18 protein-coding genes and 1 pseudogene are annotated in these 19,379 nt (G+C 65.1%); 9 read left to right on the top strand and 10 right to left on the bottom strand.

The window, feature by feature from the left end:
* Positions 1 to 11: 11 nt before the first annotated feature.
* From SA190iCDA_RS05140 to SA190iCDA_RS05125, 4 genes are all read left to right on the top strand, one after another.
* Complete coding sequence (locus SA190iCDA_RS05140) at positions 12 to 752, top strand: gluconate 2-dehydrogenase subunit 3 family protein (RefSeq protein ID WP_070884593.1); 741 nt, start codon at positions 12 to 14, stop codon at positions 750 to 752.
* Between the two features lie 5 nt (positions 753 to 757).
* Positions 758 to 2,521, top strand: a complete 1,764-nt coding sequence (locus SA190iCDA_RS05135) for a GMC family oxidoreductase (protein WP_070884594.1) — start codon at positions 758 to 760, stop codon at positions 2,519 to 2,521.
* On the top strand, positions 2,518 to 3,744 hold the full coding sequence (locus SA190iCDA_RS05130; protein WP_070884595.1) for a cytochrome c: 1,227 nt from the start codon (positions 2,518 to 2,520) through the stop codon (positions 3,742 to 3,744). The genes SA190iCDA_RS05135 and SA190iCDA_RS05130 overlap by 4 nt, the downstream gene beginning before the upstream one ends.
* 126 nt (positions 3,745 to 3,870) lie before the next feature.
* On the top strand, positions 3,871 to 4,356 hold the full coding sequence (locus SA190iCDA_RS05125) for a hypothetical protein (protein ID WP_070884596.1): 486 nt from the start codon (positions 3,871 to 3,873) through the stop codon (positions 4,354 to 4,356).
* A 6-nt stretch (positions 4,357 to 4,362) separates the two neighbouring features.
* Here SA190iCDA_RS05125 and SA190iCDA_RS05120 read toward each other — a convergent pair whose 3' ends face one another.
* The 4 genes from SA190iCDA_RS05120 to SA190iCDA_RS05110 form a co-directional block, all read right to left on the bottom strand.
* Entirely contained in the window at positions 4,363 to 4,551 is a 189-nt protein-coding gene (locus SA190iCDA_RS05120; protein ID WP_070884597.1) for a hypothetical protein, read from the bottom strand.
* A 265-nt stretch (positions 4,552 to 4,816) separates the two neighbouring features.
* Positions 4,817 to 5,005 (bottom strand): hypothetical protein, encoded by a 189-nt coding sequence (locus SA190iCDA_RS23215; protein ID WP_329610180.1) that lies wholly within the window; start codon positions 5,003 to 5,005, stop codon positions 4,817 to 4,819.
* Positions 5,006 to 5,212: 207 nt separating this feature from the next.
* Positions 5,213 to 5,362 carry a hypothetical protein gene (locus tag SA190iCDA_RS05115; protein WP_170833905.1) on the bottom strand — a complete coding sequence of 50 codons (150 nt, stop codon included), beginning with the start codon at positions 5,360 to 5,362 and terminating at the stop codon, positions 5,213 to 5,215.
* Positions 5,346 to 6,107, bottom strand: coding sequence for a substrate-binding periplasmic protein (locus SA190iCDA_RS05110; RefSeq protein ID WP_070884598.1), 762 nt, complete (start codon positions 6,105 to 6,107; stop codon positions 5,346 to 5,348). The genes SA190iCDA_RS05115 and SA190iCDA_RS05110 overlap by 17 nt, the downstream gene beginning before the upstream one ends.
* Before the next feature lie 167 nt (positions 6,108 to 6,274).
* Between SA190iCDA_RS05110 and SA190iCDA_RS05105 the strand changes: the two are divergent.
* Positions 6,275 to 6,561: pseudogene (locus tag SA190iCDA_RS05105) on the top strand (helix-turn-helix transcriptional regulator); the annotation flags it as partial.
* 43 nt (positions 6,562 to 6,604) lie between these two features.
* Here SA190iCDA_RS05105 and SA190iCDA_RS05100 read toward each other — a convergent pair.
* From SA190iCDA_RS05100 to nirB, 6 genes are all read right to left on the bottom strand, one after another.
* Positions 6,605 to 7,378, bottom strand: coding sequence for a type IV pili methyl-accepting chemotaxis transducer N-terminal domain-containing protein (locus SA190iCDA_RS05100; protein ID WP_070884599.1), 774 nt, complete (start codon positions 7,376 to 7,378; stop codon positions 6,605 to 6,607).
* Positions 7,379 to 7,703: 325 nt separating this feature from the next.
* A complete protein-coding gene (locus SA190iCDA_RS05095; RefSeq protein ID WP_070884686.1) occupies positions 7,704 to 8,462 on the bottom strand; it encodes a TerC family protein in 759 nt (252 codons plus the stop codon).
* 233 nt (positions 8,463 to 8,695) lie between these two features.
* Entirely contained in the window at positions 8,696 to 10,447 is a 1,752-nt protein-coding gene (locus SA190iCDA_RS05090; RefSeq protein ID WP_070884600.1) for a bifunctional protein-serine/threonine kinase/phosphatase, read from the bottom strand.
* 1 nt (position 10,448) lies between these two features.
* A complete protein-coding gene (locus SA190iCDA_RS05085) occupies positions 10,449 to 11,261 on the bottom strand; it encodes a formate/nitrite transporter family protein (protein WP_070884601.1) in 813 nt (270 codons plus the stop codon).
* A gap of 66 nt (positions 11,262 to 11,327) precedes the next feature.
* Complete coding sequence (gene nirD / locus SA190iCDA_RS05080) at positions 11,328 to 11,708, bottom strand: nitrite reductase small subunit NirD (protein ID WP_070884602.1); 381 nt, start codon at positions 11,706 to 11,708, stop codon at positions 11,328 to 11,330.
* Entirely contained in the window at positions 11,708 to 14,266 is a 2,559-nt protein-coding gene (gene nirB, locus SA190iCDA_RS05075) for a nitrite reductase large subunit NirB (RefSeq protein WP_070884603.1), read from the bottom strand. Before nirB ends, nirD begins: the two co-directional genes overlap by 1 nt.
* A 648-nt stretch (positions 14,267 to 14,914) precedes the next feature.
* Between nirB and SA190iCDA_RS05070 the strand changes: the two genes are divergently transcribed.
* The 4 genes from SA190iCDA_RS05070 to accC all read left to right on the top strand — a co-directional run bounded on the left by SA190iCDA_RS05070 (position 14,915) and on the right by accC (position 19,314).
* Entirely contained in the window at positions 14,915 to 16,687 is a 1,773-nt protein-coding gene (locus SA190iCDA_RS05070) for a protein-disulfide reductase DsbD (RefSeq protein ID WP_083329727.1), read from the top strand.
* A gap of 120 nt (positions 16,688 to 16,807) precedes the next feature.
* Positions 16,808 to 17,257: a type II 3-dehydroquinate dehydratase gene (gene aroQ / locus SA190iCDA_RS05065; protein WP_070884604.1), complete on the top strand. Its 450-nt coding sequence runs from the start codon at positions 16,808 to 16,810 to the stop codon at positions 17,255 to 17,257.
* A gap of 231 nt (positions 17,258 to 17,488) precedes the next feature.
* A complete protein-coding gene (gene accB / locus SA190iCDA_RS05060) occupies positions 17,489 to 17,941 on the top strand; it encodes an acetyl-CoA carboxylase biotin carboxyl carrier protein (protein ID WP_070884605.1) in 453 nt (150 codons plus the stop codon).
* Positions 17,942 to 17,958: 17 nt separating this feature from the next.
* Complete coding sequence (gene accC, locus SA190iCDA_RS05055; RefSeq protein WP_070884606.1) at positions 17,959 to 19,314, top strand: acetyl-CoA carboxylase biotin carboxylase subunit; 1,356 nt, start codon at positions 17,959 to 17,961, stop codon at positions 19,312 to 19,314.
* Positions 19,315 to 19,379: the final 65 nt, after the last annotated feature.

Genomic DNA, 19,379 nt, shown 5'->3' with positions numbered 1-19,379 from the left:
GAGGAGTTCACATGTCCAAAGAAGCCCCCCGGGGTTTGAGCCGGCGTTCGCTGCTCAAGGCCTCGGCCACCACAGTGGCAGCCGGCGTCGCCGCCAGCGCCCAGGCCGCCACCATCAGCGGCGTGCCGCAGTGGCTACCGTTCGACCATAACGGCCCGCTGCATTACGACGCCAAGGGCTGGCAGTTCCTGAGCGCCGATGAGGCCCGTGAAATCGAGGCCATCGTCGAGCAACTGATCCCGGCGGACGAGCTGTCCCCCAGCGGCAAGGAGGCCGGTTGTGCGGTATTCATCGACCGCCAGCTGGCCGGCCACTACGGCACCTATGAGCGCCTTTATCAGCAGGGCCCGTTCGCCCCCGGCATAGAGCCAGGTTCCGAGCAACTGCCCCGCGAGCGCTATCGTCTCGGCCTGGCGCAACTGGACAAGCACTGCCAGAGCGCCTTTGGCAAACGCTTCAGCGAACTGGACGGTGAGCAGCGCGACGAGGTGCTCAAGGGGCTGGAGTCGGGCGGGATCGCCTTCGAGGGTATCGACTCCAAGGTGTTCTTCACCCAGGTGTTGCAGAACACCATGGAAGGCTTCTTCGCCGACCCGATCTACGGCGGCAATCGCGACATGGTGAGTTGGAGGATGCTCGGCTTCCCCGGCGCGCGCTACGACTACCGCCCCTACATCGACCGGCACAACGAAAAGCTGGATCTGGTACCGCTGTCGATCATCGGCAGCTCCGCGTGGAATCGCAAAGGATGAGCGGCATGGCCAAGAAACTGCCTGCAACCGACGTGGTGGTGGTGGGGCTCGGCTGGGCCGGCTCGATCATCGCCAAGGAACTCGCCGACGAAGGCCTGCGCGTACTCGGCTTCGAGCGTGGCGCCTGGCGCGACACGGCGAGCGACTTCAACATCGCCTCGGTGACCGACGAGCTGCGCTACGTGGCGCGCCAGGAGCTGATGCTGCGCACCCGGCAGAACACCTGCACGTTGCGTAACAAACCGGGCGAAACCGCGTTGCCGATGCGTACCTGGGGCTCGTTCCACCCCGGCAACGGCACCGGCGGCGCCGGCAACCACTGGGCCGGCATCACCTTTCGCTTCCAGCCCGAGGAGTTCCGCCTCAAGAGCCACCTGACCGAGCGTTATGGCAGCCAGGCCATCGAGGGCCTGACCCTGCAGGACTGGGGCACCACCTGGGAAGAGATGGAGCCGCACTACGACGCCTTCGATCGCGTCGCGGGGATCTCCGGCAAGGCCGGCAATATCGGCGGCACGATCATCGAAGGCGGCAACCCCTTCGAGGGCCCGCGCTCGCGGGAATACCCCAACCCACCGACCAAGCAGACCTACGCCCCCACGCTGTTCGCCGAAGCGGCGCGCAACATGGGCTACAAGCCGTTCCCGGTGCCGTCCGCGCTGGCCTCCCAGGGCTACACCAACCAGTATGGTGTGACGATGGGGCCCTGCACCTTCTGCGGCTTCTGCACCAACTACGGCTGCGCCAACTATTCCAAGGCCAGCGCCATCGTCAACGTGCTGCCGGCCCTGGTGCGCATGCCCAACTTCACCGCCAACACCCACTGCGAAGTGCTGGAGGTGACCAAGGACAGCACCGGCAAGCGTGCCACCGGCATCGTTTACGTCGACGCCAATGGCGACAGGTGGGAGCAGCCGGCGGAAATCGTCGTGGTGGCGGCCTTCACCTTCGAGAACGTGCGTCTGATGCTGCTCTCCGGCATCGGCGAGCCCTACGACCCGATCAGCAACACCGGCACCACCGGCCGCAACTACGCCTATCAGACGGCCAACGACGTACAGCTGTTCTTCGACGACAAGAACTTCAACCCCTTTATCGGTGGCGGCGCCATCGGCATGGGTATCGACGAGTTCAACAACGACAACTTCGACCATTCCGGCCTGGGCTTTGTAGGTGGCGGCAGCACCCGGGTGACGCCCATCGGCGCCGCACCGATCAACTCGCGCCCGGTGCCGCCCGGCACGCCCAAGTGGGGCAAGGCGTGGAAGAAGACCACGGCGCAGTACTACGCCGCGAGCATGTCCATCGGCTGCGAGGCGAGCAACTACAGCACCCGCACCAACTACCTGTCCCTCGACCCGACCTACAAGGACCCCCATGGCCGGCCGCTGCTGCGCATCACCTTCGACTTCACCGAGAACGACCTGCGCATGGCCCAGTACGTGACCGACAAGACCGCTGAGATCGCCAAGGCGCTGAACCCCAAGATGCTGTTCGCCAGCCCGCGCAAGGGGCCCTGGTCGAACACCTCCTACCAGTCGTCCCACGTGGTCGGCGGCTTCGTGATGGGCGCCGACCCGGCAACCAGCTCGGTGAACAAGCACCTGCAGGTGTGGGGCGTGCCCAACCTGTTCGTGGTCGGCGCTTCGGCCTTTCCACAAAACCCCGGCTACAACCCCACCGGCACCGTCGGTGCCCTGGCCTTCAAGGCCGCCCACGCGATTCGCACCCAGTACCTCAAGCGCCCCGGGGAGATGATCAGCGTATGAAGACTCTGCTCAGCCTCAGCTTCGCCCTGCTGGCCGGCGTCAGCGCCGGCGCCCAGGCGGTCGGCGGCCAGGACGCCTACGAGCTGGTAGAGAAAGGCCGCTACATCGCTACCCTCGGCGACTGCACCGCCTGCCACACCATCCCCGGCAAGCCGCTGTTCTCCGGCGGCGTGGCCATCGACACGCCGTTCGGCAAGCTGCTGGGCGCCAACATCACCCCGGATCAGCAAACCGGCATCGGCCGCTGGAACTTCGAGGAATTCGAAGCCAGCATGGCCCGCGGCCATCGCCGCGACGGCAAGCAGCTCTATCCGGCCATGCCCTATGGGGCGTACACCAAGGTCAGCCGCGAGGACAACCAGGCACTGTGGGCCTACCTGCGCACCATCGAGCCGGTGCACAACGAGGTAGCAACCAACCAGTTGCCCTTCCCCTTCAGCCTGCGCCTGAACATGCAGGTGTGGAACTGGCTCAACTTCACCGAGGGCGAATTCACGCCCGAGGCGGACAAGAGCGCGCAGTGGAACCGCGGCGCCTACCTGGTGCAGGGCCTGGGTCACTGCGGCAGCTGCCACACGCCAAAGAACCTGCTCGGTGGCGACAAGAACGCCGAGTTCCTGCAGGGCGGCGACCTGCAGGGCTGGATGGCGCCCAATATCACTGGCGCCGCCCATGTCGGCCTGGGCGACTGGAGCGAGGCGGACATCGTCCAGTACCTGAAGACCGGTGCCAACCGCTACGACATCGCCTCCGGCCCCATGGCCGAGGCGGTCGAGCATTCCACCCAGCACTGGCGCGACGACGACCTGATGGCGGTGGCCGTGTACCTCAAGGACCTCGACCATCAGCGCGCCAAGCCCAAGCCGCTGGCCGCCACCGACCCGGTGATGAAAGCCGGCGGTGCGATCTATGCCGATCGCTGTTCGGGCTGCCACACGCCGAACGGCGAAGGCATCGCCACGCTGTTCCCGAAACTGGCCAACGCGCCGCTGGTCAACGCCGGAGATGCCACCTCGATGATTCGCGTGGTGCTGGCCGGCAACCGCGCCGTGAGCACCGCCACGGCGCCCACCGGCCCGGCGATGCCCGCCTTCGCCTGGAACCTGTCGGACGAGAACGCCGCCGATGTGCTGACCTATATCCGCAACAGCTGGGGCAATGCCGCGGCGCCGATCAGCGCCGATCAGGTGCGCGAGCAGCGCGAGGCCCTGCACAGCGAATAGGGCTGCCTGGGAAATCGCCAGTGGCCCGATGCGTCAGGCCACTGGCGACACCCGCTGCAGGCCGGCAAAACTGGTGCGATAATCTGCGTCCTTCAAGGCCGGCGCCGCAACGCAGGAAATAACACGATGAAAAATTCGCAGCGTGGCTCGGGCCACCTGTTCAGCCTGATGGTGATCGGGCTTATCGTCTGGGGCGCTTACGTCACCGTTTACGTGCCCTACGAGCACCGCAAATCCATGGACGAATTTCGCAGTAACCCGCCTGCGGTGAGCCCAGCGAAAATGGCGGTGATCGATAGCTACAAGGCCCGGCCTGCACCTGCGCAACTGCCCCATGGCGCGTATACCGGCAGCGTCGAGCAGGATGGCTATCCGATGACCATCAGCTTCACCTTCGGTGACAACCAGCAGATCACCAAGAAGGCGCACATCAAGACCTACGATTTCTCGGCCTCGGCACGTTATCGCCTCGACGGCGCGGTGATGAAGTTCAGCGACATTGAAGGCGATGCCGTGCTATTTCCGCAGCAGGGCGAGCCGCTTGAAGTGATCAGCGACACCGAGATTCAGATTCCCGGGCCGGACAAACCACTGGTGCTGACCCGCCAGTAAGCGCCGTCAAGCGCCGGATTCCTCGTCGCGCTCACGCTCGATCAACTGCGCGACCTTGGCCGCGGCCTCGGTCTCGCTGGCGAAGAAATGCTGCTGATCATCGGCGGTAACCACCTGGAAGATTTCTTCATCGCCCAGGTGCCTGTGCGCTTCGGGTATGTCGCTGCCCTGCAGTTTCTTCAATCTCACGGCCATCACGGCGCACTCCTGATCCTTAGCCCTGCAGCTATGACAGAGCGCCACCCGGCGAAGTGCTGGGTAAATTTCGTACAGGATCAATACAGCGGCGCTGAGCGTGGAAGCATTCGTTCAGCCGCGTGACGCAGCATCCTGAATCCCATGGGAAGCGGCGTTACTGGCCAGCGTGGGTTGGAAACCAAGCTCGAGCAGCGCGCTGACGCAAAGCTGCCGACGTCGGGATTGTCCTCGACCACCAGCACCCGGCTGCCCTGGGCGCCGCTCAGTGGCTGCGGGTCATCCTCCCTGGCGCGAGACGTGGGACGTGGCGTGACCCGTGGCAGCTACTGCGTGAAGGTGGTGCCCTCGCCCACCACGCTGTCGACCATGATCTCGCCTGCTTGGCGAAACCGAACACCTGGGAAAGGCCCAGGCCGGTGCCCCTGCCCAGCTCCTTGGTGGTGAAGAACAGCTCGAAGATCGCTTCGGGATGCTCGGGCTCGATGCCCGTGCCGGTATCGGCGATGACACGGCGACGAAATCACCCTTGAGCGCCGTGTTTAGGATCGCCGTGTCGAACGGGTTGGCATCGGCGTAGAGGTGGCACGGCTGGCTGGGCATCTCGAGGGCAAGCTCGATACGGGTGCCGTTCAGGGTAAGAAGAAGATCAGTTCCGGCCTCAGGCCAGGTACATGCTTTCCGGGGAATGGAGCATCAGCTTGAGCGCGTTGCACAGCGAACGCGGCCATGGCTCAGGGACACCCAGCGGGATCGCCGACCAGTCATGGTCACGGAGCCAGGCCGGGCGAGCTTCAATATCGCGGCTCATAGGTGGTCGGCCGCCAGTAACGCTGCTGAATTCGCGCCAGGTCGCCGCTCAGGCGCAGCTGCTCGAGCGCGTCGGCCCAGGCAGCGACCAGGCCATCGTCGCTGTCCTTGCTGAAGGCGATGTACAGCGCCGAGCGATACAGCGCGACGGGCACTCGGCGCAGGGTGCCGGGGGCGATGCCCAACTGGGCGCTGTAATAGGCCACGCCCGCGTCGGTATCGCCGACGATGATCCCGGTACGACCGGCCAGCAGCATGCGGTAGAGCTGCTGACTGCTGGTGGCACGCTTCTCCAGATTGTCGAAACCCCGGGACTCGAGCACCTGCGGGATAAGCCCGGCATGCCGGGTGGTGATCTGCGGCGCCAGCCGCAACTGATCGAGAGAATTCACCGGCGTTGGCGTGCCCGCCAACTGGTAAGGGTAGATCGACTCCTCGGCGATAGGCCCTACCCATTTGAACAGCGCCTCGCGCTCCGGCGTGCGGAACAGCGAATACATGATGGTCCTGGGTCGGTTCGTCAGCCCATGGGTGGCCCGCATGCTCGGCACCACCAGGATCTCGAAACCGTCACCGGTCAGGGTCATGATCGCCCGCACGATATCCGTGGCCATGCCGGTCAGCTGGTCGCCCTGCTGGTAGTTGTAGGGCGCCCATTCCTCGGTGAGGATCTGATAGGGCTCGGCCCGGGCAAAGGTGCCGAGCAGCAGGCAGAACAGCGCAAGGATCGGACGAAGAGGCTTCACAGGGGGCCTGGATTCACGGCGGTGCCGAAGCGGCAGATGATGGTGCCACAAGCATAGCCGCAGTGACCGCTTGCGCGCTGGCTGGCGAGCCAGGTAACCGATGGTTAGCGTGACGGGGGATTGCCCGGTATGAGCACTAGAACCCGAAGAGGCGGCCGACTTCGTTGGCCAAGCCACTGCTCGACGCCAGCCTGGAGCAGCCCCCTGGCAGCCAGGCGCTGGCGCAGCAACTGGGCGTCGGCGAGACCACCCTGCGCCGTGCGTTCGGCCAGGTGTTCGGGCAATCCATGTTGCAGTACGTGCGCCAGCAGCGCAGGGACTGGCTCGTACCCTGCTGCGCCAGCGCAAGTGGCAGGTGGCGCAGATCGCCTATCGCCTGGGCTACACCAGCCCGGCCAATTTCAGCCACGCCTATCGGGCGCACTTCGGCCACCCGCCAGGGGCGGAGCGCTAGAGAGAGGTAGCCCGCCCCGCCGTTGGCAGGGCGAGCCTGCCGATCAGAGCTGATCGCCCTTGAGGCCGGCGTACAGGCGGGTCATTTCGTTGAGCTGGCGGAACATCGATTCGGCATTCACCGCCACGATGGTCGGCACGAACTCCTTGGAGGCGAAAGCCTTGGCCGCGAACTGCCAGCGTGCATCGGTCTTGCGCAGGGCGGCAGCGATTTCCGGGTTCGGCGCGCCAGCGGCCTGCAGCTCCTTCATGATGTGATCGAACTCCTTCACCGATGCCTCGAAGTTGGCATCCAGATTCGGCGCCTGCACGCCCCAGGCGCGGGCCATGTAGAACATCGCGGTGCGCTGGGTGAGCACGCGGTTCCAGCCACTGCGGTTGATCGAGTGGGAAGCGGCGTCGCCGTTGTGTTTCTCGAACAGGTCAGTGACGTGCTGGGTCTGCTTGACCAGTTCCTCGGCCTTGGCCAGCACGGCGGGGGCCTGAGCCTTGTCCGGCTTGGCGGTGACCATGGCGCGGTAGGCCGTCCAGATCACCTCGACCTGGGCGAGGCCGGCCTGCACCTCGCTGTTGGTCGGGTGTGCCTTGAGCTTGGCGTGATGATCCTCGAACAGCGCGACGCTGGTGTTGAGCTGCCTGGTGGCATCATCAACCTTCACGTCGGAGCCGATCATCATGTAGTCCTTGGCCATGATCTGCCCCAGGCTGCGCTGCAGGCCGGCCATGTTCATCGCTTCCAGCGGCGCCATTTCCGCCCAACTGGCGAAACTGACCAGGCCAAGGCCCAGCACCAGGGCCTGCATGCAACGTTTGATCAACTCGTGCTCCTCACGCGCAGCGGCGCTATCGGATGAATAGGGGGTGCGTCGATCAGCCTCGGCTGCCAGCTTTTCGACGCCAACAATAGAACGGATTCTAATCCATACGGCCCGCGACTGGCCCGCCGCAGATGGCTAAATGACAGCTAGACGGTCGGTCAGATTGGAGATTGGTGACAGCGATCACATTACCCCGTCGAACGCGGCGCAGAGATGCAACGGCCGAAACAGCCGGAAAGATAGCCAGGGAGGCCAGGGCAGTCGACCGTAGCGGGGCACCAACGGCGCCCCGTGCGCCTGACGGAACAGGCGCACGGGGTTGGCGTCACGCCGGGGTCTTGCTCTGCGCGTTGGCCTTGCGCTTGGCCCGACGGGACAGCATGTTGAGGCCCTCGATGACTGCCGAGAAGGCCATCGCCGCGTACAGGTAGCCCTTCGGCACGTGGGCGCCGAAGCCTTCGGCGATCAGCGTCATGCCGATCATGATCAAAAAGCCCAGCGCCAGCATCACCACGGTCGGGTTGTTGTTGATGAAGCGTGCCAGCGGATCGGCCGCCAGCAGCATCACGGTCACCGCCGCGACCACCGCGACCACCATGATCGGCACGTGGGGCGTCATGCCCACGGCGGTGATGATGCTGTCCACCGAGAACACCAGGTCGAGCAGCAGGATCTGCACGATCACCGCGCCGAAGCCGACGGTGGCCGCGCGGCCGACGAACATGTCGCCCTCGGGCTCGGGATCGACGGCGTGGTGGATTTCCTTGGTGGCCTTCCACAACAGGAACAGGCCACCGGCGATCAGGATGATGTCCTTCCAGGAGAACGCCTGGCCGAACAGCTCGATCACCGGGTCGACCAGTTTGACGATCCACGCCACGGTACCCAGCAGGGCCAGGCGCAGAACCAGCGCGGCGCCGATGCCGAGGCGGCGAGCCTTGGCGCGCTGATGCTCGGGCAGCTTGTTGGTGAGGATGGAAATGAAGATCAGGTTGTCGATGCCCAGTACCACTTCCATGACCACCAGGGTAGCCAGTGCGACCCAGGCAGCGGGGTCGCTCGTCAATTGCAGGATATAGTCCACGATCACGCACTTTATGGCTGAACAGAAGGCGCATTCTGAGCGTTTGCCCTAGCGGCGAATATGACAATCTGCGACAAATTATTTCTCCTTGTTACGCAGTTGTGACGCCCGCAGGACGGGCCTTTGCGCCTGCCCAGGCAGACGACGAACAGCACCGATAAAGAGTGAACCGATGGCGTGACGCCACGTTCCATTGCGATCGTCCGCGCCAATCCTGTGCCCCCTTGTGCAGGTCACCGAGCGGCCAGCAAGATCACCACCACCAACGCCAGCACCAGGCAGCTGCCCTGCCAGAACAGCAGCGGGTTGCGCTCCAGCAGCGGCACCCGGCCGCGACGCAGCAGTGCCTGGCCGGGGTGGCGCAGCGCATGGGCGAATTCGTCGGGATCCTCATGGCGCTTCAGCGGGTCCGGGTGGCAGCCCTTGCGCAGCACGTCGTCGAGCCAGGGCGGCAGTTCGCGCCCCTGCCCGATGGGCGCGTAACGCAGGCGTGCCTGGGCATGGCGGGTTCGTGCCCGCGCCATGCCGGCGCCGTAGGGCAGCCGCCCGGTGAGCATCTGGTAGGTGATCACCGCCAGGGAGAACAGGTCAGAGCGCACCGTGCCGGGCTCGCCCAGCCAGTACTCGGGGGCGCTGTATTGGGCGGTGCCGAGGATCGGGTCGTGGGCCTGGGGGCTGTCGATTTCCTGCAACCCGGCCACCCGGGTGGCACCGAAGTCGATGATCTTCACCGTGCCGGTGGCATCGATCATCAGGTTGGCCGGGCGCAGGTCCTGGTGAAGCATTTCCAGGCGATGGAAGGCACGCAGGCCGCGGGCGATCTGCTCGACGATGCCGCGCACGGTTTCCAGCTCCGGCGCGGGGTGGTCGATCATCCACTGCGCCAGGGTCCGGCCTTCGATGAACTCGCTGACCGCGTACAGGTAGTGGCGCCGCCGTGTCGGCGCGCAGGCCTTGAGCACATGGGGGCTGTCGATGCGCCGGGCGATCCACTCCTCCATGAGGAAACGCTCGAGGTAGCCGGCATCGTACTGCAGGTCCAGCGCCGGGGTCTTGAGCACCACGCTGGCGCCGCTGCTCTCGTCGGTGGCCAGGTACAGGTGGCTGCGGGCGCTGGCATGCAGCGGACGGACGATGCGGTAGCCATCGAACGACAGCCGCGCCTCCAGGATCGGCGGGCACGGCAGCTCGCCGAGCCGGTGCTGCAACTCGTCGGCCTCGGCGTGCGGCAGGCTGTCGATGCGCACCAGTTGCAGGGTCAGGTTGTCGTCGCTGCCATTGGCCAGGGCCTGCTCGACGATGGCCTGGGCGGCCTGCTGCAGGTCATCGCCGTGTGCGCCGATGCAGCGTTGCATGGCGCGCGCCTCGGCGAATTCATAGACGCCGTCGGTGGCCAGCAGAAACAGGTCGCCCGCCTCCAGGGCCAGCGCCTGGTAGTCGATTTCCAGCTGCGGCCCGATGCCCAGGGCACGGCTCAGGTAACTCTTGCCCTCGCCGATCCAGAGGCGGTGATCGCGGGTCAGCGGTTCCAGATCACCACCGCGCAGACGGTAGATGCGCGTGTCGCCGACGTGGAACAGGTGCGCGGTGGTGGATTTCAGCACCAAGGCGCTGAAGGTGCACACATGGCCGCGTTCCATGTCGTAGCGGTGCTGGCCGCGGCGGGTCTGGGCGTGCAGCCAGGCATTGGTGGCGCTGAGCACGCGGGTCACCGAGGTCTTCACCGACCAGGCGTCGCTGGTACTGAAGTAATCGGAGAGAAACGCCGCCACCGCCGTTTCACTGGCGATATGGCTGACGTCGCTGCTGCTGATGCCATCGGCCAGGGCGATGGCGATGCCCTTGCTGCTCAGTTGCGGCTCGCGGGGCACGCACAGGCCGTGGAAGTCCTGGTTGCGCGGCTTGCGGCCCGGGTCCGAATACTGGCCGACGCTGACCTGCAGCTGGTTCTTCCTGCCCGTCCACAGGTGTTCGGCAATGGCCATCTCAGTTGTAGGTGCGCTTGGCGCCGGTCTTGACGTGGGTGGTGTACAGCGTCAGGCCGGTAAAGGCCAGGCCGCCGACCAGGTTGCCCAGCGCGGTGGGGATCTCGTTCCAGATCATGTAGTCCATCACCGAGAAATCACCGCCCAGGATGATGCCCGAGGGGAACAGGAACATGTTCACCACCGAGTGCTCGAAGCCCATGAAGAAGAACAGCATGATGGGCATCCACATGGCGATGGTCTTGCCGCTGACGGTGGTGGAGATCATCGCGCCGACCACGCCCATGGACACCATCCAGTTGCACAGCACGCCGCGCAGGAAGATGGTCGCCCAGCCCGCCGCGCCGTATTCGGCATAGCCCAGGGTGCGGTCTTCGCCGATGTGCGAGATCCTCTCGCCGATCAGGCCGGGGTCCTTGGAAAAGCCGTAGGTGAACACGAAGGCCATCATGAAGGCCACGGTCAGGGCGCCGGCGAAGTTGCCGAGAAACACCAGGCCCCAGTTGCGCAGGATGCCGCCCACGGTGACGCCGGGACGTCGGTCGAGCAGCGCCAGCGGGGTGAGCATGAACACCCCGGTAAGCAGGTCGAAGCCCATCAGATAGAGCATCACGAAACCGACCGGAAACAGCACCGCGCCGAGCAGCGGCGAGCCGGTGCCGACGCTCACGGCAATGGCGAAGACCGCCGCCAGGGACAGGATGGCGCCCGCCATGAAGGCGCGGATCAGGGTATCGCGGGTCGACATGAAGATCTTCGACTCGCCGGCATCCACCATCTTGGTGACGAATTCGGCAGGAACCAGGTAGGACATGGTGATGCTCTCTCAATGAACCAGACAGGTTGAAAACGGCGACTGCTAGCCAGCCGCCAAACACACTCAGGCCGCCAGGCCGATTTCCACGGTGTTGCCATTGAGGCGCACCGGCCACACGCGCAGGCGCTGCTCGGGGTACTCCAGGCAGGTGCCGTCGCGCAGGCGAAAGTGCTGCTTGTAGAGTGGCGAGGCGATCACCAGGTCGCCCTTGATCTGGCCGATCAGGCCGCGGCCGATGACGTTGGCGCCGGATTTCGGGTCGCGGTTCTCCACGGCGAACAGCTGCTCGCCGGCTTCGCTGTGGGGCAGGTGAAACAGGGCGATCTGCGCGCCGTCGAGCCAGGCCACCACCCCGGAGTTGGCGACCAGGTCCTGGCTGCGGCACAGCGGCTGCCAGTGGGTGGCGGGAAGTGATTGGGCACGCACGGCGTTGGACTGGCTCATCAGAGCACCTCCTCGGTAACGGGAATCAGGTGGAGTTCGCTGGCGGTAATCGGCCGACGCTGACCGCGTTCCTTGACGAAATGGATGTCCGGGTCGGCGCGCTTGTCGTTGACGAAGGTGCGGAAGCGCTTGAGCTTCTCCGGATCCTTGAGGGCGCCCGCCCATTCGCATTCATAGCGGTCGACCACCAGTTGCATCTGCGCCTCCAGCTCGGCGGCCAGATTGAGGCTGTCGTCGAGGATCACCGCCTTGAGGTAATCCAGGCCGCCCTCCAGCGACTCGCGCCACACCGAGGTGCGCTGCAGCTTGTCGGCGGTGCGGATGTAGAACATCAGTACGCGGTCGATGGTGCGGATCAGCGCCTCGTCGTCCAGGTCGGTGGCGAACAGTTCGGCGTGGCGCGGGCGCATACCGCCGTTGCCGCACACGTAGAGGTTCCAGCCCTTGTCGGTGGCGATCACGCCGATGTCCTTGCTCTGCGCCTCGGCGCACTCGCGGGTGCAGCCGCTGACCGCGAACTTGATCTTGTGCGGCGCGCGCAGGCCCTTGTAGCGGTCCTCCAGGCGCAGCGCCATGCCTACGCTGTCCTGTACGCCATAGCGGCACCAGGTGCTGCCCACGCAGGACTTCACGGTGCGCAGCGACTTGCCGTAGGCGTGGCCGGTCTCGAAACCGGCGGCGATCAATTCGCCCCAGATGTCCGGCAGCTCGTGCAACTGCGCGCCGAACAGGTCGATACGCTGGCCGCCGGTGATCTTGGTGTAGAGGTCGTATTTCTTCGCCACGGCGCCGATGGCCAGCAGGCCGTCCGGGGTGATCTCGCCGCCGGGGATGCGCGGCACCACCGAGTAGGTGCCGTTCTTCTGCATGTTGGCCATGAAGGTGTCGTTGGTGTCCTGCAGCGGAATCAGCGCCGGATCGGTGATCGGCTGGTTCCAGCACGACGCGAGGATCGAGCCCACCGCCGGCTTGCAGATATCGCAGCCGGTGTGGCCGCGGCCATGCTTGGCCAGCAACTCCTCGAAACTGAGCACGCCTTCCACGCGGACGATGGCGTACAGTTCCTGGCGGGTGTGGGCGAAGTGCTCGCACAGGCTCTTGTCCACCGCCACGCCACGGGCGCTCAGCTCGTGCTCGAAGACCTGCTTGAGCAGCGCACTGCAGCCGCCGCAGCCGCTGCCGGCCTTGGTGATGGACTTGAGCTCGCCGAGGTCGGTGATGCCGGCGTCGACCTGGCAGCACACCGCACCCTTGCTGACGTTGTGGCAGGAGCAGATGGTCGCGGTATCCGGCAACGCATCGGCGCCCAGGGTCGGCGCACCCTCGGACAGCGGCAGGATCAGGCTCGACGGATCGGCCGGCAGCTTGATGCCGTTCTGGGCGTACTGCAGCAGGGTGTCGTAGTAGCTGTTGTCGCCGACCAGCACGGCGCCGATGACCCGCTGGCCATCCGCCGAGACCACCAGGCGGCGGTAGCTGGCGCCCGCTTCGTCGATGTAGCGATAGCTCTTGGCGCCCGGCGTGGCGGCGTGGGCATCGCCGATGGAGCCGACATCCACGCCGAGCAGCTTGAGCTTGGTCGACATGTCGGCGCCGGTGAACAGCTCATGGGGCTCGCCGGCCAGTTGCGCGGCCACGGCGCGGGCCATGCTGTAGCCAGGCGCCACCAGGCCGAATACCGTGCCGTTCCAGGACGCGCATTCACCGATGGCATAGATCGCCGGGTCGCTGCTGCGGCAGTCGTTGTCGACCACCACGCCGCCACGGGGGGCGATGTCCAGGCCGGCGGCGCGGCCCAGGGCGTCCTGGGGGCGAATGCCGGCGGAGAACACGATCAGGTCGGTTTCCAGGCGTTCGCCGTCGTTGAAATTCATGCGGTAGGCGTATTCCTCGCCGATGACGATTTCCTGGGTGGCGCGCGACAGGTGCACGCCTACGCCCAGGGCCTCGATGCGCGCCCGCAGCGCGGCACCCCCATCGGCGTCCAGCTGCACCGGCATCAGCCGCGGCGCGAACTCCACCACATGGGCTTCCAGGCCAAGGGATTTCAGCGCATTGGCCGCCTCCAGGCCGAGCAGACCGCCGCCGACCACCACGCCACGGCGGGCGCCTGTAGCGGCGGTGCGGATGCCATCGAGGTCGTCCAGGGTGCGGTAGACCAGGCGCGAGTTACCTTCGGCACCGGGAATCGGCGGCACGAACGGATAGGAACCGGTGGCCAGCACCAGACGGTCGTAGCTGCGGCGACCGTTACGGGTGACGATCTCACGATTCTCGCGGTCGATCTCCAGCACCGGCTCGCCCAGGTGCAGGTGCACGCCATTGCTGGCGTACAGATCGGCCTCGCCGAGGGCCAGGGCTTCGGCATCCTTGCCGGAGAAGTACTCGGACAGGTGCACGCGGTCATAGGCGCGCTGACGCTCTTCGCCATACACGTGCACCTGATAGCGGTGCAGGGCGCCACTGGCGATCAATTGCTCGACAAGGTGGTGGCCGACCATGCCGTTGCCGATGACGATCAGGGTCTCGCGCTTGATCGATGTGACGATGGAGTTCATAGCCTGCCCTCTGTCTGCTGCGCTATCACGGTTTTGCAACGCCCCAAGGCTGGCCAGCAGAAACGGCAGGCCAAAAAAAAGACGCCTGGAGCTGTTGTCAGCTTCAGGCGTCTTTGCCTTGGATTCGGTTATGTGGGGTGAGCATGGCTGCCCACCGGCCCCATCGTTGATGGGTGCACGAGCTCGATAGCAGGTTGCATGCCAGGGCGTTGAAAATACCGGGAAGGCCGGTGAATACGGGCTTGGCGGGCGGCGGCATGCGGGAGTGGCTGGCGAAGGATATGAACCAAGATGAAGCAGCAAGTCCTGAAACTCACCATATCGGGGCGCAGAATGGGTCAAGTAGCGCAGCTAAAAGCCATCACGGGCTGATGGGTTTCACCTACATGACCCGCCCTAACCGAGTTCATTCAGTCCTGTGGGAGCGGGCACGCCGGAGAAGTCACGGGCATGGCCCGGTTCCCACATGGGTAGGCCGACACCATCGCCCCTTCCAGCCTTTGTAAGCCCCCACGCGTCCTTGTGTCGCAGCAGCACAGCGCCAGGGCAGACGCTATCCGCCAGGCGCAACCACCACTTACAGCACGCCCCATGGCAGGGATCGCCGGCTCCGTTATCATGGCGCGATCAATGCCCCACGAGATGCCCATGCCACGTTTTATCTGCCTCTTGCTGTTGCTCGTCGTCCTGCCTGCCGGCGCCGGGGTGTTCGACAGCCGCCCGAATGCCGCCCCCTTGGGCCAGGCGCTGAACAACAGCGCTGACTTCCTGCCGGTACGCGAGGCCTTCAGGCTCAGCCTGATCGAGAGTTCGCCGACGTCGGCGACGGTGCGCTTCGTCGCGGCCGAGGGTTATTACCTGTATCGCCACCAGTTCAAGTTCAAGGTCGAACCGGCCGAGTTGGCCGGCGCCCCCGTCGAGGTGCCGCAAGGCCTGCACAAGAACGATCCGTACTTCGGCGATGTGCAGGTGTTCTATGAAGTGCTGGATATCGACATCCCGCTGAACAACCCGGGCGACAAGTCGCTCAACCTCGCCGTTACCTACCAGGGCTGCGCCGACAAGGGCCTGTGTTACCCGCCGGAAACCGAGACGCTGGCCATCAATGGCGGCATTGCCGCCCAGGCCAACGGTGCCGGTGCGCCAGCCAGCGGCAAAGCCAGCTGGACCTGGGCCGACCTGGCGCTGATGTTCGCCGCCGGCCTGACCCTGACCTTCACGCCTTGTGTGCTGCCCATGCTGCCGATCCTCTCCGGCGTGGTGCTGCGCGGCCGGCCGAGCAAGGGCCGCGGCCTGGTGCTGTCGCTGGCCTACGTGCTGCCCATGGCCGCCTGCTACGCCGCGCTCGGCGCGCTGATGGGCCTGTTCGGCGCCAAGCTCAACCTGCAGGCCATGCTGCAATCGCCCTGGATTCTGGTGCCCTTCGCGCTGTTCTTCGCGCTGTTCGCGGTGGCCATGTTCGGCGTCTTCGAGCTGCGCCTGCCAGCCTTTATCCGTGAGCGCCTGGACCGCAAGGCGGCGCAGACCAGGGGCGGCACCATCGCCGGCGCGGCGACCCTGGGCGTGTTGTCCAGCCTGATCGTGTCGCCGTGCATCACCGCGCCCTTCACCGCGCTGCTTCTCTATATCAGCAGCACCGGCGATGCCGCCGGCGGCGCCCTGCAGCTGTTCGCCCTGGGCCTGGGCATGGGCACGCCGCTGGTGATCTTCGCTGCAGGCGGTGGCGCCCTGCTGCCCAAGTCCGGCACCTGGATGGTCGCCGTGCGCAACGCCTTTGGCGTGATGCTGCTGGGCGTCTCGGTATGGCTGCTCGAGCGCGTACTGCCGGGACAGGTCGCCCTGGCGCTGTGGGGGCTGCTGGCCGCCGGCGTCGCGCTGTTCCTTGGCGCCCTGGAATTCACCGCTAAAGATGCACGCGGCAAACTCGCCCAACTGTTCGGGCTGGGGCTGCTGGTCTACGCCCTGGCAGCCTGGACCGGCGCCCTGAAGGGCAACGACGATCCCCTGCAACCGCTGGCCGGGGGCATCGCCAGCACTCAAGCGAGCGCCGCCGGTAGTTGGCAGACGGTCAGCACCCCCGCCGAGCTGGACGCCGCGCTGGCCCAGGCCAAGGGCAGCGGCCAGCCGCTGCTGCTCGACTGGTACGCCGACTGGTGCATCAGCTGCAAGAAGATCGAGCGCGAAGTGTTCCATTCCCCGCAGATCGGTGCGCAACTGGCCGACTACCAGCTGCTGCGTTTCGACATGACCGACAGCACCGCCGCCCAACGCGCGCTGCTGGATCGCTATGGGCTGTTCGGCCCGCCGGCGATCCAGTTGTTCGCCGCCAATGGGCAGGAAATGCACGAGTTGCGAGTCGTCGGCGAAATCGATGCGGCAGGCTTTGCCGAGCGCCTGAGCAGCGCGCGAGAACGATTCTAGGCAATTCGGTCACATATTCGGCCAACCCTGCATGGATCGTGCTGACTACTCCCAAAAACTGGACAGCCCTACGGCACTTCTGGCAGAGTCCGCGCAGCTAAAAAGAAGGAAGCCCGGATCATGTCGACCCTGCTGGTTTTGCACGGCCCCAATTTGAACCTGCTCGGCACCCGAGAGCCCGGCACCTATGGCGCCACCACGCTGGAACAGATCAACCTCGACCTGGAACGGCGCGCCCGCGAAGCCGGCCATCACCTGCTGCACCTGCAGAGCAACGCCGAGTACGAGCTGATCGAGCGCATCCACGCCGCCCGTGGCGAAGGCGTCGACTTCATCATCATCAACCCGGCGGCCTTCACTCACACCAGCGTCGCATTACGTGACGCATTGCTGGCGGTGAGCATCCCATTCATCGAAGTGCACCTGTCCAACGTGCACAAGCGTGAGCCTTTCCGGCACCACTCCTACTTCTCCGACGTGGCGGTAGGGGTGATCTGCGGGCTCGGCGCCACCGGCTACCGCCTGGCGCTCGAAGCGTCGCTGGAGCGACTGGCGAGCAAAAACACCTGATACCGGCGCCTAGACAGATCATGTGAAAGCGTCGCGAGCGAAGGTCAGGCAAGGCAAAAAACGGCGAGAACGCGCAGTTTACGAGTTGTAAATGAGCATTTTGATTGGACTCGCATCCGAGCCGGTTTTTAACGCAGCATGACCGAGCGCAGTAACTTTCACACAATCTGTTCAAGCGGCGGTTCATTCGCAAACTTGAACGACCCTGACCAGACTGGGAGTTGAACACCTATGGATATTCGCAAAGTCAAAAAATTGATCGAGCTGCTGGAAGAGTCCGGCATCGACGAGCTGGAAATCAAAGAGGGCGAAGAGTCCGTACGCATCAGCCGTCATGGCAAGCAACCGGCCTACGCCCAACCGACCTACGCGCCGGCCCCTGCTCCGGTCGCAGCAGCCGCTCCGGTTGCGGCTGCCGCTGACGCTGCCCCGGCAGCTGCCAAACTGAACGGCACCGTCGTCCGCTCGCCAATGGTCGGTACCTTCTACCGCGCCGCTTCGCCGACCTCGGCCAACTTCGTTGAAGTCGGTTCGACCGTGAAGAAGGGCGACATCCTCTGCATCGTCGAAGCGATGAAGATGATGAACCACATCGAGGCCGAAACCAGCGGCACGATCGAATCCATCCTGGGCGAGAACGGCCAGCCGGTGGAATACGATCAACCGCTGTTCACCATCGTCTGATGCACGGGGAACCCGTAATGCAGAAGCTGGAAAAAGTTCTGATCGCCAACCGCGGCGAGATCGCCCTGCGCATCCTGCGTGCCTGCAAGGAGCTGGGCATCAAGACCGTGGCCGTGCACTCCACTGCCGACCGCGAGCTGATGCACCTGGCCCTGGCCGACGAGTCCGTGTGCATCGGCCCGGCGCCGGGCAATCTGTCGTACCTGAACATACCGGCCATCATCAGCGCCGCGGAAGTCACCGGTGCCACCGCCATCCACCCTGGCTACGGCTTCCTCGCGGAAAACGCCGACTTCGCCGAGCAGGTGGAAAACTCCGGGTTCGCCTTTATCGGCCCGAAAGCCGACACCATCCGCCTGATGGGCGACAAGGTGTCTGCCAAGGACGCCATGATCAAGGCCGGCGTTCCGGTGGTGCCGGGCTCCGACGGCCCGCTGCCGGAAGACGAAGCACAAGCCCTGCGCATCGCCCGTGAAGTGGGCTACCCGGTGATCATCAAGGCCGCCGGTGGCGGTGGTGGTCGCGGCATGCGCGTGGTGTGGAAGGAAGAAGACCTGATCAAGTCGGCCAAGCTGACCCGCACCGAAGCCGGTGCCGCGTTCGGCAACCCGATGGTCTACCTGGAGAAGTTCCTCGGCAACCCGCGCCACGTGGAAGTCCAGGTGCTGTCCGACGGCCAGGGCAACGCCATCCACCTGTACGACCGCGACTGCTCGCTGCAGCGCCGTCACCAGAAGGTTCTGGAAGAAGCCCCGGCGCCGCTGATCGACGAGCAGGCCCGCGCCGAAGTGCTCAAGCGCTGCGTCGATGCCTGCATCGAGATCGGCTACCGCGGTGCCGGCACCTTCGAGTTCCTCTATGAAGACGGCCGTTTCTACTTCATCGAGATGAACACCCGCGTCCAGGTCGAGCACCCGGTTACCGAGATGGTCACCGGCATCGACATCGTCAAGGAGATGCTCAGCATCGCTGCGGGCAACAAGCTGTCGTACAAGCAGGAAGACATCAAGCTCTTGGGCCACGCCCTGGAATGCCGCATCAACGCCGAAGACCCGGACAACTTCATGCCCTGCCCCGGCAAGGTGAAGCATTTCCATGCCCCGGGCGGCTTCGGCGTGCGCGTCGACTCGCACCTGTACAGCGGCTACTCGGTTCCGCCGAACTACGACTCGCTGATCGGCAAGCTGATCACCTACGGTGTGACCCGCGACGAGGCCCTGGCCCGTATGCGCAACGCCCTGGACGAGATCGTCGTCGACGGTATCAAGACCAACGTGCCGCTGCACCGCGACCTGGTTCGCGACAAGGGTTTCTGCGAGGGTGGGATCAACATTCACTACCTGGAAAAGAAACTGGGCATGGACAAGCACTAAGCGCGTCCGGCACCACCAGAAGGGGAGCGGCCAAGGCCGCTCCCCTTTTGCATTTCAACGTCTAA

The organism is Pseudomonas argentinensis (assembly GCF_001839655.2).
Classification (GTDB): domain Bacteria; phylum Pseudomonadota; class Gammaproteobacteria; order Pseudomonadales; family Pseudomonadaceae; genus Aquipseudomonas; species Aquipseudomonas argentinensis_B.
This window is presented reverse-complemented; position numbering and strand designations above follow the sequence as displayed.

What these genes read in the sequence shown, in the direction of transcription:
- SA190iCDA_RS05140 (WP_070884593.1), top strand. Translation starts at nt 12, where the DNA reads ATGTCCAAAGAAGCCCCCCGGGGTTTGAGCCGGCGTTCGCTGCTCAAG.
- SA190iCDA_RS05135 (WP_070884594.1), top strand. Translation starts at nt 758, where the DNA reads ATGGCCAAGAAACTGCCTGCAACCGACGTGGTGGTGGTGGGGCTCGGC.
- SA190iCDA_RS05130 (WP_070884595.1), top strand. Translation starts at nt 2,518, where the DNA reads ATGAAGACTCTGCTCAGCCTCAGCTTCGCCCTGCTGGCCGGCGTCAGC.
- SA190iCDA_RS05125 (WP_070884596.1), top strand. Translation starts at nt 3,871, where the DNA reads ATGAAAAATTCGCAGCGTGGCTCGGGCCACCTGTTCAGCCTGATGGTG.
- SA190iCDA_RS05120 (WP_070884597.1), bottom strand. Translation starts at nt 4,551, where the DNA reads ATGGCCGTGAGATTGAAGAAACTGCAGGGCAGCGACATACCCGAAGCG.
- SA190iCDA_RS05115 (WP_170833905.1), bottom strand. Translation starts at nt 5,362, where the DNA reads ATGAGCCGCGATATTGAAGCTCGCCCGGCCTGGCTCCGTGACCATGAC.
- SA190iCDA_RS05090 (WP_070884600.1), bottom strand. Translation starts at nt 10,447, where the DNA reads ATGGCCATTGCCGAACACCTGTGGACGGGCAGGAAGAACCAGCTGCAG.
- SA190iCDA_RS05085 (WP_070884601.1), bottom strand. Translation starts at nt 11,261, where the DNA reads ATGTCCTACCTGGTTCCTGCCGAATTCGTCACCAAGATGGTGGATGCC.
- nirD (WP_070884602.1), bottom strand. Translation starts at nt 11,708, where the DNA reads ATGAGCCAGTCCAACGCCGTGCGTGCCCAATCACTTCCCGCCACCCAC.
- nirB (WP_070884603.1), bottom strand. Translation starts at nt 14,266, where the DNA reads ATGAACTCCATCGTCACATCGATCAAGCGCGAGACCCTGATCGTCATC.
- SA190iCDA_RS05070 (WP_083329727.1), top strand. Translation starts at nt 14,915, where the DNA reads ATGCCACGTTTTATCTGCCTCTTGCTGTTGCTCGTCGTCCTGCCTGCC.
- aroQ (WP_070884604.1), top strand. Translation starts at nt 16,808, where the DNA reads ATGTCGACCCTGCTGGTTTTGCACGGCCCCAATTTGAACCTGCTCGGC.
- accB (WP_070884605.1), top strand. Translation starts at nt 17,489, where the DNA reads ATGGATATTCGCAAAGTCAAAAAATTGATCGAGCTGCTGGAAGAGTCC.
- accC (WP_070884606.1), top strand. Translation starts at nt 17,959, where the DNA reads ATGCAGAAGCTGGAAAAAGTTCTGATCGCCAACCGCGGCGAGATCGCC.